18 protein-coding genes are annotated in these 14873 nt (G+C 58.6%); 7 read left to right on the top strand and 11 right to left on the bottom strand.

Going from position 1 to position 14873, the window contains the following annotated elements; translation table 11 throughout:
* Positions 1-3 precede the first annotated feature (3 nt).
* On the bottom strand, positions 4-1107 hold the full coding sequence (locus BOSE62_RS10185; RefSeq protein ID WP_159645598.1) for a branched-chain amino acid aminotransferase: 1104 nt from the start codon (positions 1105-1107) through the stop codon (positions 4-6).
* A gap of 101 nt (positions 1108-1208) precedes the next feature.
* Here BOSE62_RS10185 and BOSE62_RS10190 point away from each other — a divergent pair, with 101 nt between their 5' ends.
* Entirely contained in the window at positions 1209-1721 is a 513-nt protein-coding gene (locus BOSE62_RS10190; protein ID WP_159645601.1) for a MarR family winged helix-turn-helix transcriptional regulator, read from the top strand.
* A gap of 72 nt (positions 1722-1793) precedes the next feature.
* On the opposite strand, the gene BOSE62_RS10195 is transcribed toward BOSE62_RS10190, so the two are convergent.
* The 4 genes from BOSE62_RS10195 to BOSE62_RS17390 form a co-directional block, all read right to left on the bottom strand.
* Positions 1794-2300, bottom strand: a complete 507-nt coding sequence (locus tag BOSE62_RS10195; RefSeq protein ID WP_159645604.1) for a YbjN domain-containing protein — start codon at positions 2298-2300, stop codon at positions 1794-1796.
* Between the two features lie 140 nt (positions 2301-2440).
* The gene (locus tag BOSE62_RS10200; protein WP_159645607.1) at positions 2441-2800 is read right to left on the bottom strand and encodes an accessory factor UbiK family protein; all 360 of its coding nucleotides are present in this window, start codon (positions 2798-2800) and stop codon (positions 2441-2443) included.
* A 47-nt stretch (positions 2801-2847) separates the two neighbouring features.
* Complete coding sequence (locus BOSE62_RS10205; RefSeq protein ID WP_159648002.1) at positions 2848-3396, bottom strand: TspO/MBR family protein; 549 nt, start codon at positions 3394-3396, stop codon at positions 2848-2850.
* 26 nt (positions 3397-3422) lie between these two features.
* Complete coding sequence (locus tag BOSE62_RS17390) at positions 3423-3671, bottom strand: hypothetical protein (protein WP_236553980.1); 249 nt, start codon at positions 3669-3671, stop codon at positions 3423-3425.
* Between BOSE62_RS17390 and BOSE62_RS10210 the strand changes: the two genes are divergently transcribed.
* Positions 3655-5469 (top strand): ABC transporter transmembrane domain-containing protein, encoded by a 1815-nt coding sequence (locus BOSE62_RS10210; RefSeq protein ID WP_159645610.1) that lies wholly within the window; start codon positions 3655-3657, stop codon positions 5467-5469. The genes BOSE62_RS17390 and BOSE62_RS10210 overlap by 17 nt on opposite strands.
* Before the next feature lie 123 nt (positions 5470-5592).
* Here the strand turns inward: BOSE62_RS10210 and BOSE62_RS10215 are convergent, their stop codons facing one another.
* The 5 genes from BOSE62_RS10215 to BOSE62_RS10235 form a co-directional block, all read right to left on the bottom strand.
* Positions 5593-6114 carry a hypothetical protein gene (locus tag BOSE62_RS10215; RefSeq protein WP_159645613.1) on the bottom strand — a complete coding sequence of 174 codons (522 nt, stop codon included), beginning with the start codon at positions 6112-6114 and terminating at the stop codon, positions 5593-5595.
* Between the two features lie 175 nt (positions 6115-6289).
* On the bottom strand, positions 6290-6742 hold the full coding sequence (locus BOSE62_RS10220) for an ExbD/TolR family protein (RefSeq protein WP_159645616.1): 453 nt from the start codon (positions 6740-6742) through the stop codon (positions 6290-6292).
* A 44-nt stretch (positions 6743-6786) separates the two neighbouring features.
* Positions 6787-7308, bottom strand: a complete 522-nt coding sequence (locus BOSE62_RS10225; protein WP_159645619.1) for an ExbD/TolR family protein — start codon at positions 7306-7308, stop codon at positions 6787-6789.
* A gap of 106 nt (positions 7309-7414) precedes the next feature.
* Entirely contained in the window at positions 7415-8173 is a 759-nt protein-coding gene (locus BOSE62_RS10230; protein WP_159645622.1) for a MotA/TolQ/ExbB proton channel family protein, read from the bottom strand.
* 81 nt (positions 8174-8254) lie between these two features.
* Entirely contained in the window at positions 8255-8911 is a 657-nt protein-coding gene (locus BOSE62_RS10235; RefSeq protein WP_159645625.1) for an energy transducer TonB, read from the bottom strand.
* Between the two features lie 270 nt (positions 8912-9181).
* Here BOSE62_RS10235 and BOSE62_RS10240 point away from each other — a divergent pair, with 270 nt between their 5' ends.
* The 5 genes from BOSE62_RS10240 to BOSE62_RS10260 all read left to right on the top strand — a co-directional run bounded on the left by BOSE62_RS10240 (position 9182) and on the right by BOSE62_RS10260 (position 14368).
* Entirely contained in the window at positions 9182-10018 is an 837-nt protein-coding gene (locus BOSE62_RS10240) for a hypothetical protein (RefSeq protein WP_236553981.1), read from the top strand.
* A gap of 117 nt (positions 10019-10135) precedes the next feature.
* Positions 10136-11434 carry a homoserine dehydrogenase gene (locus BOSE62_RS10245; protein ID WP_159645628.1) on the top strand — a complete coding sequence of 433 codons (1299 nt, stop codon included), beginning with the start codon at positions 10136-10138 and terminating at the stop codon, positions 11432-11434.
* Positions 11435-11562: 128 nt separating this feature from the next.
* On the top strand, positions 11563-12537 hold the full coding sequence (gene glpX, locus BOSE62_RS10250; protein ID WP_159645630.1) for a class II fructose-bisphosphatase: 975 nt from the start codon (positions 11563-11565) through the stop codon (positions 12535-12537).
* Between the two features lie 2 nt (positions 12538-12539).
* Complete coding sequence (locus tag BOSE62_RS10255; RefSeq protein ID WP_159645633.1) at positions 12540-13781, top strand: alpha/beta hydrolase; 1242 nt, start codon at positions 12540-12542, stop codon at positions 13779-13781.
* Entirely contained in the window at positions 13778-14368 is a 591-nt protein-coding gene (locus BOSE62_RS10260; RefSeq protein ID WP_159645636.1) for a uracil-DNA glycosylase family protein, read from the top strand. Before BOSE62_RS10255 ends, BOSE62_RS10260 begins: the two co-directional genes overlap by 4 nt.
* Here the strand turns inward: BOSE62_RS10260 and BOSE62_RS10265 are convergent.
* Positions 14365-14856: a flavodoxin family protein gene (locus BOSE62_RS10265; RefSeq protein WP_159645639.1), complete on the bottom strand. Its 492-nt coding sequence runs from the start codon at positions 14854-14856 to the stop codon at positions 14365-14367. The genes BOSE62_RS10260 and BOSE62_RS10265 overlap by 4 nt on opposite strands.
* Between the last annotated feature and the right edge of the window lie 17 nt (positions 14857-14873).

Here is a 14873-nt window from a genome sequence, read left to right on the forward strand (position 1 = left end):
CAACTATGCGTCAAACAATCTTTTTACCCAGCCATGCTGGTCGGGGGCGACGCCGCGCTGGATATCGACAAGCCGCCGGCGCAATTTTTCGGTCAGCTGCCCCGGACCGCCGCTGCCGATGCTGAATTCCCCTTCGGCGGACTTGACGGTGCCGACCGCCGTGACGACCGCTGCGGTACCGCAGGCAAAGGTTTCGACCAGCTTGCCGCTGGCTGCGTCGGCTTCCCATTGGTCAATGGAATAAGGCTCTTCGACCACCGTCAGCCCTTCTTCACGGGCAAGGGTGATGATCGATTCCCGGGTGATGCCCGGTAGAATCGTTCCGCCCAGCGGCGGCGTGACCAGCGTACCGTCGTCCATGACGAAGAATAGATTCATGCCGCCCAACTCTTCCACCCATTTATGCTCGGCTGCATCGAGGAACACCACCTGGTCGCACTGTTTCTCGATCGCTTCGGCCTGAGCGACCAGGCTGGCGGCGTAATTGCCGCCGCACTTGGCCGCCCCGGTGCCGCCCGGTGCGGCGCGGCTATATTGTTCGGAAACCCAGATGCTGATCGCCGACGCGCCGCTTTTGAAATAGCCACCCGCCGGTGACGCGATCACCAGATAGAGATATTCCTTCGCCGGGCGCACGCCGAGAAACACTTCGCTGGCGAACATGAACGGGCGCAGATACATCGAGCCACCTTCAACCGAGGGGAACCATTCGCGGTCGATATCGACCAGCGCCTCGACCGAATCGAGGAACAGCTTTTCCGGCAGTTCGGGCATCGCCATCCGCCGGGCCGACGCCTGAAAGCGCCGAGCGTTTTCCTCGGGGCGGAACAGCGCCGTCGCGCCATCGGCGAGGCGATAGGCCTTCATGCCCTCGAATATTTCCTGGGCATAATGCAGCACCGAGGAGGCGGGGTCCATCAGGATCGGCTCGCGCTTGGTAATCCGCGCATCATGCCAGCCATCGGTTTCGCTATAGCGGATCATTGCCATATGATCGGTGAACAAAGTCCCGAAACCCGGGTTCTCCAGAAGCTTCGTCCGCTTGCTGGCGTGCAGGGGAGTCGCGCTGGGCTCGAGTTTGAATTCGAGGCTGTTTTTATCTGCCATTTACTGCCGCTTTCGCTGTTGTTCATGCTGCCATAGGAGGAATTGGAAGCAGGTTTCAATTGCCTTGCAATCCCCTAATCAGCCTGTCAAGATACGTCAACATGACTGACGTATCTCGCCCCAGCACATCCCCCGGAGCTTCGCCGCTTTTCCTGCGCGAAGACGAGGTCCGACGCGGTGTCGAGCTGTTGTATTTCGGCTATACAAGACTGACAAACGCGATCGATCAGGAGCTGGAAAAACAGGGTCTCGGCCGAGCCCACCACCGGGCGCTATATTTCATCGCGCGGCAGCCCGAACTGACCGTGGGCGAGCTGCTGAAACTGCTCGCGATCACCAAACAGTCGCTCGGCCGGGTGCTGAAGGAATTGCAGGACCGGGGCTTTATTCTTACCTCGCCCGGCATCATTGACCGGCGGCAGAAATTGCTGCGCCTGACCGATAAGGGGGCAGCACTGGAGGCGGAATTGTTTCGGCAATTGCGCGAGAAGCTGTCGTCCGCCTATGTTTCCGCCGGTCAGGAATCGGTAACCGGATTCTGGCATGTTCTGGAAGGCCTGATACCCGAGACCGACCGCAAGATGGTGTTCGATCTGCGCAGAGACAATGGCTGACCAGTGACCGGACGGGTCAGCCTGGCGACCATCCCCCGCACAGCTTTCGGATACGCCTGATCCGGGCCGTTCTCATGCTTCGCCAATCGTATCGACCATCGCATGCTCGATTGCATCTTTGGGGCTTTTGTCGCTCCACAGGACGAACTGGAAGACAGGATAGAAGCGTTCCCACTCCTCAATCGCCAGATCGACAATCGTCTGAGCCTGATCGAGCCCCAGCATGCCGCTGCCACCCAGCAAGGTCGCGTGGCGGAACAGCAGGACATTATTGTTCGACCAGAGATCGAAATGGCCGAGCCAGAGCTGTTCGTTGATCAGCCCGAGCGTTTCGTAAATGACGGTTGTTTTTTCTTGCGGCACCCGGATTTCCGGTAGCAGCAGAATTTGCAGGACATGATCTTCGTTTCGCCAGATCGCGCGCATCTGGTAGCTCGTCCAGTTGCCCTTTATCTCGACGGACAGTTCGTCATCGCCGACATGGTCCACCGCCCAGCCGCGGGCCTCGAAAAAGGCCGCCAGCATGTCCACGGGTGGCGCTTCATCTTGATCAAGCTCTTCCCATTGGTCGTCTAGCATCGCGGTTCCAGATCCTTTTCAGATAAAAGTCTAGTGGCCCACTCGCGGGATCAGGGCAAGGCAAGCGGAGGCCCGCCTTCACATTGATTGTGGGAACGCTGTGGATAATGAACCGCCTTCGAAAGCGGATCAGGCCGGGCTCAACTGTCGGTCTTGGGTGCCGCAGTCTTGCTGGCAGCCGCTTTTGGCGCTGCCGCTTTTCTGGTGGCAGGCTTGCGGGTGGTTGCGCGTTTAGCCGCCGGTTTCTTGGCAGGGCCAGAGGCCCCCTTTTCCAGCGCATCGAGGCGCTTCTTCAACGTGTCGGCTTCAGCGCGCGCCTTTGCCGCCATTTCCTTTACTGCCTCGAATTCCTCGCGCGAGACGAAATCCATTCCGCCGACCCATTCCTTGGCCCGCTCCCGGGCACTTGATTCCGCTTCGCGGCCCACTCCCGCCACGGTTCCGGCAAGGCCATTCAGGACTTTGGAAATATCATCGAAAAAGCGGTTTTGGCTCTGCATGTCTCTTCACTCCGTGAGGGCCTGGTCCGGCCCGGGAAAAATATTCTCTATATCTGGGTTCTCGCGGCCGGAACCACAAGGGTTTCCGCACCCGGATTCAACCATTCTATCTGCTTGTTGAGAACCGCGGCAAAACATAGCCATGCCAGATAGGGCACCATCAGCCACGCGGCGGCCTTGCGGACGCGGCCGAATACCAGCGTTGTGCCCAGAGCCAGCAGGAAGATGATGACCAGCAGCCAGAAGGCGGCACCGACCTGATGCATGCCGAAAAACAGCACCGGCCAGAACAGGTTCAACGCATATTGTAAAAGATAAAGGACGATTGCCGTACCGCGCAGGGGCGCGCCGCGAGCGTGCAGCACCATCGCAAAGGCAGTGCCCATCATCGCATAGAGCAAGGCCCACGCGCCGCCGAACACCGCTCCAGGCGGTTGCGCGTCCGGCTTGGTCAAAGCCTGGAACCAGCGGTTTTCCTCACCGGAATTTGCGAATTGGCTAAAGGCAAAGCCGAGCAGCACGGTAATCGGCACGACGAACAATATCCAGCGCAGCAAAGACATTCGCAACTGGCCTTTTGAAGCAATCTGATTCATGCGCGCATCACCCTTGATCGAAAATTTCACGAATCGTCCGGGCCGCTTTCTACCCGAAGCCCTTTTGTTCTAACAATTTCCTGCCATTTGGCCAGCGCTAAGCCGCCGGTTTCCCGGAGCCGCGAATCCGCCGATTTGCTGGTCTTGCTCTTGGTATTCCGGTCCATGATCGCCATGTTCACCGGACGGCCGGTTTCACCTGCAAGCGGGCCAAAGCTTTGATTGTTAGAAATAGGACGGACTGCTAAGCGCTTTCTCATGAACGATAAAACCAATTCCGTCGAAAAAGACACCCCTCCGGCACCGCTCAAAAAAATTGGAAATCTGCGGATGGTGTTCGATCGCGCCGTCGCTTATCCCAAGCAAATTGCCTTTGCGCTGCTGGCCCTGTTCGTGTCCGCCATGGCCACGCTGGCCATTCCCGCCGGCTTCAAGACGATCATCGACAAGGGCTTCATGGCTGGCAACGGGGACATCGCACCCTATTTTCAGGGCCTGCTGGGTATCGTCGCAATTCTGGCGGTAGCCACAGCCTTTCGCTTCTATTTCGTCAGCTGGCTCGGCGAGCGGGTGGTCGCCGACCTCCGACTGGCAGTGCAAGCCAATCTGCTGCGCCTGGCTCCCGGCTTTTTCGAGGAGAACCGGCCATCGGAGATTGCCTCGCGGATGACATCCGATACCGCGATTATCGAGCAGGTCGTGGGAACCACAGTGTCCGTCGCCCTGCGCAATATCGTGATCGGGATTGGCGGGATTGTTTATCTGTTCACACTGGCTCCGGCGCTGACCGCGGGTCTGCTGATTGCCATCCCGGTGATCATCCTGCCGATCGTGTTCATCGGCCGCAAGCTGACCAATGTCTCCCGCTCCAGCCAGGACCGGGTTGCCGATGTCGGCGCAATGATAGCCGAAACCCTGGGTGCCATGAAGATAGTTCAGGCCTTCGGACAGGAGAAGCGCGAGCATGAACGTTTTGGTGGCGCGGTCGAATCAACCTTCGAAACCGCCAAACGGCGGATCCGGCTGCGCGCGGCGATGACCGCCATCGTTATCGGGCTGATCTTCACCGGTATCACGATGCTGATGTGGCGCGGCGCCATCGGCGTGGCAGAGGGCAGCATTTCCGGTGGTACCATTGCTGCCTTCGTTATCACCGGCGGCCTGGTTGCCGGAGCCTTTGGCGCGCTTACCGAAGTTTATGGCGATCTTTTGCGCGGCGCCGGCGCAGCAGGCCGGCTGGCGGAATTGCTGTCGGAAAAACCCGGCATTGCAGCGCCAGAAAATCCAATCGCCCTGCCCGAACCATCGCGTGGGAAAATCGCCTTCGACAATGTTTCCTTCGCCTATCCGACACGCCCGGACACACAGGCGCTGAGCAATTTTTCCCTAACCGTATCACCCGGCGAAACGGTTGCCGTGGTCGGCCCCTCCGGAGCCGGCAAATCCACCTTGTTCCAGCTTGCCCAGCGATTCTACGACCCTCAGAGCGGGTCTGTCCGCATCGACGGGGTCGCCCTGCCCTCAGCCGATCCAGCGGCAATCAGGCAGCGCATGGCACTGGTACCGCAAGAAACCGTATTATTTGCAGCGTCCGCCCGCGATAATCTTCGCTATGGCCAGTGGGACGCAACCGACGAGGAAATATGGGCAGCGGCGCGGGCGGCCAATGCCGAAACATTTCTTCGCGCCCTCCCCGACGGGCTGGACAGCTTCATGGGCGAGGCGGGCACGCGGCTGTCCGGAGGCCAGCGGCAGCGTATCTCGATCGCCCGTGCCCTGCTGCGGAACACGCCAATCCTGCTACTCGATGAAGCCACATCCGCACTGGACGCGGAAAGCGAAAAGCTGGTGCAGGATGCACTTGATCACCTGATGGAAGACCGCACCACGATCGTCATCGCCCATCGTCTCGCAACTGTCCGGTCGGCGGATCGCATCATTGTGATGGACGAGGGCAAGATCGTCGAGCAGGGCGACCACGACAGCCTGATCGCGAAAAATGGCCTCTATGCCCGGCTTGCCGACCTGCAATTCAGCAGCGCGGAAACGAGCCGGTCGACCATCACGTCCTGATCCGATTCGCCGCTATGACAGCAGGCCTGAAAGGGTCAGCCGTGCTCAATCCGCCCGCCGCGACTTTCGGAGACGGCGCCAGAGAAAATAGGCGAACGGATTGATTACCAGCAGGCTGGAAAGCTACGGGAGGACGGCGGCTGCTCCGGTCCCTTCCCCCAATGCCAGGCTGACGATGATTTTCAGAACGGTTCCGGCGTTGATCACCAGCAGACCAAGCCAGGGATTGCGCTGCCAGAAGGCGTAAAACAGCGAGAACAGGAATATCAGGACCGCGACGATCAACCCGAGGAGCGGCAACTTGCTTTTGTTCGAGAAAAAGAGGTCTGCCTCCCATTGCAGATATTCCCGGATCGCCGGATCAGTCGATGCAGGAGCGGCAAACCAGAAGAGACTGGTCGCGAGCAGCAGCATGAAACCGAGCACATGCCAGATTTTCCGGCGATAGGCATAATAAGCAGCGGGGATGATGAACAAGGGACGCGAATACCAGGAAAAGAGATTCTGATGCCGATCCCAGACCCATGCGCCCATATCCGCTCCGGAGAAAAAGGCGGATGTGAAGATGATGGCGGAATAAACCAGGATCACCCCGATTATCCAGAGCAGAACCACGTCTATCTTCGCTGATGTGGTCTTTGTCATCGCTGGTCCTCGCCGCTACGGCTGCTTGGGGTAGAACCTGCGCGCGAATGCCTAGCGAGTTGCAATTTCCGCACCCCTTTCTTGCAGAACGAAAGCCCGGCTGGAATCGGATCCGCACCATAAAAAAGGGCCGCGATATTGCTACCGCGACCCCTGTAAATGCATTGCGTCGAACCTAGTTCGGCGGGCGGCTAGCCTTGTTGAAGCTGCCATATTGCTCGTTGCCGACAAAACCGAATTTGGAGACACCGCTATCCTTGATCACCGCCAATGTCCGGTCGGTGGTCAGGTAGGCGCTCAGAGGATCGGGCTGGAACTGCAGTTCCGGCTCCGGCACCATCGATTTGGTCTGCGCCAGATATTGTTTGACCTGATTCAGCGAAACTTCGCTGTCATTCCAGGTAATCTGGTTTGTCGCCGTGATCCCAAGGCGGTTTTTGACCGGATCTATGGGAGGTGGATTGGATGGATCGTTATCAGACACCGGCAAGTCGATTTTGACTGCGTGGGTCTGCACGGGGATCGTGATGATGAACATGATGAGAAGAACCAACAGGACGTCGATGAGCGGCGTCGTGTTCATCTCCATCATTGGCTCGCCATCATCTTTTCCGCCACTCATTGCCATTCGGGAGTCTCCTTAACCTTCAATAACTCTAGTCGCCGGTCGAACTATTCGACTGCGATCGGTGTGGAAATAAAGCCTACTTTTGCAAAGCCGGCACGCTGCATCGAATAGATTGCACCGCCGATGCACTTATAAGGCGTATTGATGTCACCGCGGATGTGAACTTCCGGCATATCTTCCGGTGTCATATTCTCGACGCCTCCAAAGGATTCAATCTGGTCCTCCAGCTGCTTGACCGCTTTGCTGACCAGCTCGTTGGAATCAACCGGGCTGGTACCCCAGTATACACGGCAGTTTCCGCCCGGCGTGGCTCCTGAATATCCTTCTTCGCCCGGATCACGTCCTGCGGCGTCCGTCGTGGTGATAGACAGCAGCACATTCTCTTTCTTCGTCGTGGTAACTTCAAAAGGAAGCACCGGCAGCTCGAGTTCCACGGTCTGGATAACCACGGGAACAGCGATCAGAAAAATGATCAGCAGCACCAGCATAACGTCCACGAGTGGGGTGGTATTAATATCGGATAGAGGAGTTTCCTCGCCGCTATCGCCCCCAACATTCATCGCCATAGGATTTTATCCTCTCAAAACTAAACATCTGAAGGAAGCGAAGGCCTCCTTGTCGTGCGTTGGCCGGGTTGCTGCGTGATACACGGCGGGCAACCCGGCCTACGGCTTACTTCTTCGCGGCAGGCGCAGCTGGTTTCGCAGCAGGCTTGGCAGCAGCAGCGTTCGCAACTGGCTTAACGCCGCCGTCCGAAGCCATGTAGCCCAGAACGTCATTGGAGAATGCAGCCAGCTGTTCGGAGATGCGCTTGTTGCGTCCCTGCAGCCAGTTGTAGGCGAGAACGGCAGGAACAGCCACACCAAGACCCAGCGCGGTCATGATCAGGGCTTCACCAACAGGACCAGCAACAGCGTCGATCGATGCCTGGCCGGCGATGCCGATCTTGATCAGGGCGCGATAGATGCCGATAACCGTACCGAACAGGCCGATGAACGGCGACGTTGCACCAACGGTAGCCAACCATGGAAGACCGGTAGCGAGCTTCGACTTGATCAGATCCTGCGACCGTTCGATCGAACCGTGCAGCCAGTCGTGCGCTTCAACCGGGTCGGTCAATTTGGCGTGATCAGCGTCTGCCTTGATCGCGTCGTCGACGATCTGGCGGTAGGCGGAATTCTTGTCGAGCTTGGCAGCGCCTTCCTTGAGGCTGCCTGCGCGCCAGAAAGTCGAGCGCATTGCAGCACCCTGCTTCATGACCTTGTTCTGCTCGAACAATTTCGAGAACAGGATGTAGAAAGACGATACCGACATGATGGTCAGAATTGCGAGAACAGACCATGCGATAACGCCGCCCTGTTCCATTGCTTCCCAAAAACCGAAAGCATTTTGTGGAGCCGCCGGTGCAGCGGCCAGAATTTCAATCAACATTTTAACATTCCCCTCAGGATAAACTAATTGCAATAAACTGTTGTTGGGAAGGGTTAGTTGGAGGAGCCCTTCCCGATTACATTATTCCGGTATCTGCCAACGTACGGCGTTGGCGTAATAACCGGTGGTAGGTTCACCGTTCGCGTCCAGAGAAGGTCTGAAGCGCGCACGCCGCGTCAGGTTTTTGCAGGCAGCCTGGTCAAGATCAGCATGGCCGCTAGAACCTGTGATCTGACAATCAGTTACCCGACCATTTGCTCCGACGGTTAGCCGGAAACGTGTGGTCCCTTCGCGTTCTTCACGCAGAGCCCGCGAAGGATAGTCATTCGCATTGGCCCAGTTCCCCGGATTACCGCGAGGCTCCGGATTTGCGCGCTGTGGCGGTGGCGGAGGCGGTGGTGCCGGTGGAGCGGCAACAACCGGTGCCGGAGGTGGCGGCGCAGTCGGTACGGTCCGGATTACCGGCCGCGGTGCAACCACGGGAGCCACGATTGGCGGAGGCGACACTACGGGTGGCGGCTCGATCGGCTGGTCTGGCGGAGGTGGAGGTGGCTCCTCAGGTTCTTCCGGTGGTTCTTCCTCTTCAATGTCGATCATGTCCAGCTGCGTGGCAACCTTCTTGACGGCAGTATAGGCTAGCCCAGTGACCAGCGCATAGCCAAGTAACAGGTGAATGATTACGACAAGAACGATCGATATGATCTTGTTCGAACTCATCTCTTGGTCAGCATAAGCCATTCAGAAATGTAACTCCTTTTTCCCCATCACAAGGTATTATTCTCCATTGCTGAAGTTCCAGACAAAGAGCGAGAGGCTTGGAACAAACCGTCGCGACCCTTTTTATCCCCGTGACAACTTTTCGTTCGCTTGAAAGCCATCTTAAATTTGTTTTAACGTGCTAGTTCCACGCAGGCAATCGCTTTGTTGGTTCAGCAGCGATTAAGCTGTTAAAGGCCTAAAATACGGGCTAAAAACTGCCTATCATAAATGTTAAAACAAGGGAAAATCATGCGCTTTTTCACGATGTTTGCGGTCACGCTGTTTTTCTCTCAAATTGCTGGCATTCCGGCTTTTTCACAGGTTTCGGGCGATGGTGACAGCCTGCAATATGCCGACATTGCAGACCTTAGCGAGAACGCTCCTATCATCGCCCATGTAACGGTTAAAAAAGCGATTGAAGTAGACCCCGAACGCGCGCCGAATGCGCCACCGAACACCCGGCGTTTTTATATAATTGCATCGACCAATGCCCTGATTCGCGGCGACGGAGGCATCGGTGAAACGATTCGTTATGTAACAGATTTGCCGCTGGACAATCGCGGGCGCGCTCCGAAAATCAAAAAGAAGCCCTTCATCATATTTGCCCGCCGCGCGCCCGGCAGCGGTGACAATGTGCAGTTGACCGCAAAGGACGGCCAGATCGCCTGGACAGCCAGTCGGGAACAGCGCATCCGTTCGCTGGTCCGCGAACTGGTTGCCCATGACGCACCGCCCGCGATTTCCCGGATCGCCAGCGCGTTTCACGTGCCGGGTACAATCATCGGTGAAGGGGAGACGCAGATTTTTCTGGAAACCGAAAGCGGTTCACCGATTTCGATTACCATATTGAAACGGGCTGGCCAGCAGCGGTTCTGGGCCGTCTCGCTGGGAGAGATTGTCGATGAAGCCGCCCGTGCTCCGATGAGAAACAGCCTGCTCTGGTACCGGCTGGCCTGTTTCCTCCCCCGTCAGTTGCCAGCCAGCGCATTGGCCGGCAATGCACCGGCCGATGCACGGCAAGCCAGCAGCGACTACCAGATGGTGCTCAACGATCTCGGCGACTGCCCGCGCTCACGCCAGCCCTGAGACTCTACCTACCTATATTGTCCAGCCGATAACGGCCAACTTATACTGGCATTCGTTCAGGGCGGCGCTAATAAGGCGCCAACCATCCCACCTGAATCGCAAAAAGGCTTATTCACCATGACTGCTCCGCTACGCATCGCGCTCGCCGGACTGGGTACCGTCGGCACCGGCGTTATCCGGCTGATAGAAGAAAATGGCGCCATGATCACGCAACGGGCCGGTCGTCCGATCGTGGTAACCGCTGTCTCGGCCCGTGACCGCAACCGAGACCGCGGCATCGACCTGACACCTTATTCCTGGTGCGACAGGACCGCAGATCTGGCGACCCATGATGATGTCGACTGCGTTGTCGAGCTGATCGGCGGTTCCGACGGGACCGCGCTGGAACTGGCGCGGCAGAGTCTGGCGGCCGGCAAGTCATTCGTTACTGCCAACAAGGCCATGATCGCCCATCACGGGATGGAATTGGCACAGGCTGCGGAAAATGCGAATCTCTCGCTTCGCTATGAAGCCGCAGTCGCCGGCGGGATACCCGTGATCAAGGGATTGCGCGACGGTGCCTCGGCCAACCGGATCGAGCGGGTCTATGGCATTCTTAATGGCACCTGCAATTATATCCTCACGGCAATGGAAAAACACGGCCGCGACTTTGACGAAGTGCTGCAGGAAGCGCAGGAGATCGGCTATGCCGAAGCCGATCCCAGTTTCGACATTGACGGTGTCGATGCGGCCCACAAGCTCGCCATCCTGGCGGCACTGTCATTCGGCAAGGCGCTCGACTTCGACGGTGTCGAGATCGACGGCATCCGCCATATCATGGCGGCGGATATCGGTCAGGCCAAGGCCTTGGGCTATCGCATCCGCCTGCTCGGCATGGCCCGGATCGACAATGGGAAACTGTTCCAGCGGGTCAATCCCTATCTGGTACCGGAAAATCATCCGCTGGCCCATATCGAGGGTTCGACCAATGCCGTGGTTGCCGAGGGCAATTTTTCCGGCCGCCTGATGTTTCAGGGCGCCGGTGCCGGCGAAGGGCCGACGGCTTCGGCCGTCATGGCCGACCTGATCGATATCGCGCGCGGCGATGCCGGGACGGTCTTTGCCGCCCCTGCCAGCGCTATGGAGCCTTGCGAACGGGCCGAAAGCGGCAACCGGACCGGCAAAAGCTATGTTCGCTTCATCGTCGCCGACAAACCCGGTGTGCTCGCCGAAATCACCGCCGCCATGCGCGATGCAAATGTTTCGATCGAAAGCCTCATCCAGACCGCGAAAACCGATGAAGGGTCAGTGCTGATCTCCATGGTTACCCATGACAGCCGTGAGCGCAATGTCTCGGAAAGCCTGGAAGCCCTGTCCACCTCCACCAGCTTACAGGCTGTTCCCGTGGTGATGCATCTGCTGAGCGATCAGGACTGATTCCGCCTCCGGTTGCAGCCGCAGCCGGAGCTATCAACCGGGGATCGGGAAAAGCTGTCTCGACATTGCAATATCGCTCCCCTATCGAGAATTCGAAATTGCCCCTTACAGAAGGACTGATCGATAATATGCCACAAGCAAGCGACATATTGGACCGCGTACTGGTCATGGAAATGGTACGCGTTACCGAAGCAGCCGCCATATCGGCAGCCAATCTGATTGGCCGCGGCGACGAAAAAGCCGCCGATGCGGCTGCCGTCGAAGCGATGCGCGCCGCGCTTAACGAACTGGACATTTGCGGTACGGTCGTGATCGGCGAAGGCGAACGCGACGAAGCGCCGATGCTGTTTATCGGAGAAAAGGTCGGCCGCGGCTGCGAAGGCAAAGCCCCGGCAATCGATATTGCGCTTGACCCTCTGGAAGGCACAACCATCACCGCCAAGGCCGGTGCCAATGCTCTGGCCGTGCTGGCCATTGCGGAACAGGGCAATCTGCTGAACGCGCCTGATGTCTATATGGACAAGCTTGCGGTTGGTCCTGGCTATTCGCCAGACATTATCGATCTCAACAAGTCGGTCACCGAAAATGTCGCCGCCGTTGCCAAGGAAAAAGGGGTCGAGCCGGCCGAAATTATCGTCTGTGTTCTGGATCGTCCACGGCACGACAAGATCATCGCCGAATTGCGCGAAATCGGATGCGGCATCATGCTGATCCCGGACGGAGATGTTGCCGGCGTGATCGCAACCACCGACGAAGATACAACGGTCGACATGTATATGGGCAGCGGCGGCGCGCCCGAAGGCGTGCTTGCAGCGGCCGCGCTGCGCTGCGTCGGCGGGCAGTTCAAGGGCCGCCTGCTGTTCCGCAATGACGACGAGCGCCAGCGCGCCTATAAATGGGGTATCGAGGATCTGGACAAGGTCTATGACCTGAAAGAACTGGCCAAGGGCGATGTTATCTTTGCCGCTACCGGCGTGACCCACGGTTCGCTGCTGGAAGGCGTCAAGAAATTGCGCGGTGGCAAAATGACCACGGAAAGCGTTGTCATGCGCGCTTCTTCCGGCACCGTACGCTGGGTCAAGAGCGAGCATCGCGAAAGCTGACAATGGCCATCGCCAGCCTGCTGTCGCCCAACCATCTCGCATCCCGAGCCAGATGGGCGATTCTGGCTTTGCCCTGGCTGATAGCCGGATGCGTGACACCGGTTGACTATGGCAAGATCCGCCATTCCGACTATGTCGCCGCCGAACGGTGCAATCCCGAGCCGGATGCCGCGTTGGCACCAGATGCCGCTGAAAGGCCGTTTTTCTTTGTCACGAGCCGGCTGCCGGACTGCCTGACCGAGAATATCCGGCTGCTGCATCATCGAGGCGACAAGGTCCGCTACGGCCGTTTTGCCGGGCCGCAGGAGGTGGAACGCGAACCGGGAAAAACCACCCGTACCATCCCCCTCGCATTCTCCGATTCGCAGCAATGGTGGGCCAATCTTGCCGCTGGAATGCAAAATGCGGATGGTCGCGTGTTGCTCTATGTCCACGGCTATCGGGAGACCTTTTTCACCAGTTCGCGCGACACCGACCAGATCATGCGACTGACCGGCTTTGCCGGCCCGGCGATCCAGTATAGCTGGCCCTCGCAGGGCGCCCTGCTGAAATATCCCGTCGATGAGACCAATATGTACTGGGACGAGCGCAATTTCCGCAAGTTCCTGATGCAGCTGGCTCAGCTCGAAACGACCAAGGAAATTGTGCTGATTTCCCATTCGCTCGGCGCGCGGCTGGTACTGCCGTCGGTGGAATATGTCGACCGCAACGTACCCAATGGCGATTCGAGTGTCATTTCGAACATCATTCTGGTCTCGCCGGATGTCGATACCCAGGATTTCGAACGCGATATCGCCGAGGAAATATTGTCCGAGCGGCGGGTGCGCAACGACCGGCGGATCACCGTATACGCATCGATCAAGGATCGCGCCCTGTCGCTGTCCGATGACATCCACGGCTATCCCCGGCTCGGCTACCCACGCTGTTTCAGTCCGTTCGAGGCTGCGGAACTCGAGGCCCGCGGCCTTCCCGAGCGTTGCTATGCGGCGCATCCGAAATATGCCGAAGCGATCGGCAAGGCGGCGCTGACCATCATCGACACGACCGCCGTCAGCCGGGGCCGCACCGGCCACAGCAACTATCTGCAAAGCGCACCGGCCTGCAGCGATTTCGCCGCGGTCGTCAGCGGCGAAAGAATGCCGGAAGGACGCGAACCAACCCATCTCGGGCATGTCTTCGTCCTGCCACCGATCGCCTCGGACGAGAAGCCCGATCATCTGGCGATCTGCCGCCGCAAGGAATGACGAGCCGCCCACCCGACGCGCTGGCCGGCCTGCTGAACGAAATCCGGGCCTGCACGATCTGCACCGGTCTGCCGCTCGGCCCCAAACCCCTGGTACAGGCGGACAGCGCCGCGCGGATCCTGCTGGTCGGTCAGGCGCCGGGCAGCAAGACCCACGAGAAAGGCCGTCCGTTCGACGATGTCAGCGGCAAGCGGCTGCGCGACTGGCTGGGCGTGACCGAAGAGCAATTCTACGATCCGCGCCTGTTCGCGATCGTGCCGATGGGATTCTGCTTTCCCGGCAGCGGCAAGGGCGGAGACATGCCGCCACGACCGGAATGCGCGCCGGCCTGGCGCAAGCCGCTGCTCGAGGCCCTGCCCAATATCCGGCTGACGCTGGTTCTGGGCCAGCATGCGATGAACTGGCATCTGGGAGAGCGCAAATCCCGCACGCTTACCGAAACGGTGAAACGCTGGCGGGAGTTCTGGCCGGAGCTATTGCCCCTGCCCCACCCCAGCCCGCGCAATATCCGCTGGTTCAAGGCCAATCCCTGGTTCGAAGCGGATGTGATACCGGTCCTGCAGGACCGTGTGCGCGAGCTGATCTAGAATATACCCATAGCGAGGCCCGCCGATATCGTGGCACCCGTCTCGGCACATCGCTGGCGGTCGGTTTCGGAAATCGTTTTCGGTGCCAATATCTGCTTTTCAGTCTGCGCATGGGTGCAGACTATGAGGCTGTCGATGACTTTCTTGAGCCGCCAGCCGGTGGCGATCCGCTCCAGCTGTTTCTGCGCATTCTCGCCATCCGATCCGGCGCAGATCATTGCCGCATAGGAGCGGCCTTCGATCTTCCCAAGCAAGGGATAATAGCAGCGATCGAAAAAGGCTTTCATCACCCCGGCAATCGCCGCCAGATTTTCCGGCGTCGCAAAAATATAGCCGTCGGCGGACAGCATATGCTCCGGCTGGCAGTCTTCCGCGCGCAGGATGTCTATTTCGATGCCATGCTCAACCTGCCCTGCCCGGGCAGCGGCCTCGACCATCTGCGCGGTGCCGCCGGTATAGCTGTAATAGATGATCAGAAGCTTTTTCATCGCCTTCTCCCTAGCAA

It is taken from the genome of Sphingorhabdus sp. 109 (assembly GCF_902506555.1).
Taxonomy (GTDB): Bacteria; Pseudomonadota; Alphaproteobacteria; order Sphingomonadales; family Sphingomonadaceae; genus Parasphingorhabdus.